A 1,408-nucleotide genomic window follows, 5' to 3' on the forward strand; every position below is an offset into this window, starting at 1 on the left:
AGGTCAAGTACTGTGGAGTGGTGTAATCGTTTTGTGTCCTTCGGGTTGGGTTATGCGCTGAGTTGGAGTGGGGTGTCCTCCTGCCCGGTGGGTTGTGGTGTGAGTCGTGATTTGGTGAGGATGTCGAGGCTGAGGTAGCGTCGGCCTTCGGCCCATTCGTCGTTTTGTTCGGCGAGGACGGCTCCGACCAGGCGGATGATGGCCTGGCGGTTGGGGAAGATCCCCACGGTGTCGGTGCGTCGGCGGATTTCGCGGTTGAGGCGTTCATTGGGGTTGTTGGACCAGATCTGGGTCCATACCCCGGTGGGGAAGGAGGCGAACGCGAGGACGTCTGCCCTGGCTTGATCGAGGTGATCACACACGGCGGGGAGCTTGTCGTTCACGTAGTCCAAGAGCCGGTCGTATTGTGCGTTGACCGATGCTGCGTCGGGTTGGTCGTACACCGAGTGCAGCATCGCTTTGACGGCGGGCCATAGTGCTTTGGGGGTCACCGACATGAGATTAGCGGCGTAGTGGGTGCGGCATCGTTGCCAAGTGGCTCCGGGCAGGTTCGCTGCGATGGCTTCAACCAGGCCCAGATGGGCGTCACTGGTCACCAGGCGCACGCCGGTCAGGCCTCGGGCGACCAGGTCGGCGAAGAACTCGTTCCACGCCGGGCCGGTCTCGCTGGTAGATACGCGCACCCCCAGTACTTCGCGATGTCCGTCATTGTTGACTCCAGTGGCAACCAGAACCGCGCACGAGACGACGCGTCCTCCTTCGCGCACCTTCATGGTCAGTGCGTCAGCGGCGACGAACGTGAAAGGCCCAGCGTCGTCGAGGGGGCGATGGCGGAACTCGTCCACGTGTTCGTCCAGGTCGGCTGCCATACGTGAGACCTGGGACTTCGATAGTCCTGTGATCCCCAGGGTTTTGACGAGCTTGTCCATGCGGCGTGTAGACACTCCTGCTAGGTAGCAGTCAGCGACCACTGTGATCAAGGCGTTTTCGGAGCGTTTGCGGCGCTGCAACAGCCACTCTGGAAAGTAGGTGCCTGAGCGTAGCTTGGGGATCGCCACGTCAATGGTGCCGACCCTGGTATCCAGGGGCCGGTGGCGATACCCATTGCGCTGGGCCTGGCGCTGCGGGTCTTGTTGGCCCCACTGGGCCCCGCACACGGTGTCAGCGTCCGCTGAGAGCAACGCGTTAATCACGTGCTGGAGCAGGGAACGCATCAAATCTGGGGACGCCTGGGATAACGCCTCGCCAAGCAGGCCAGCAGGGTCGATAATATGAGGAGCGGTCATCGTTGTGCCTCCAAATCGTTTCGAGTCAGAAGTAGAGAGCTTTCTCGAAGGATCACACGGTGACCGCACCCATATCAAACGGGCCGACCACCCACGGTTACACCACTATGCGGGACGCTACT

At 61.4% G+C, this 1,408-nt stretch carries 1 protein-coding gene; it reads right to left on the reverse strand.

All coding sequences use genetic code 11. The features are described 5' to 3' along the window. Positions 1–50: 50 nt before the first annotated feature. The gene (locus HMPREF2779_RS00805) at positions 51–1,286 is read right to left on the reverse strand and encodes an IS256 family transposase (protein WP_105360586.1); all 1,236 of its coding nucleotides are present in this window, start codon (positions 1,284–1,286) and stop codon (positions 51–53) included. Positions 1,287–1,408 lie beyond the last annotated feature (122 nt).

The organism is Rothia sp. HMSC069C03 (assembly GCF_001811075.1).
Lineage (GTDB): Bacteria > Actinomycetota > Actinomycetes > Actinomycetales > Micrococcaceae > Rothia > Rothia mucilaginosa.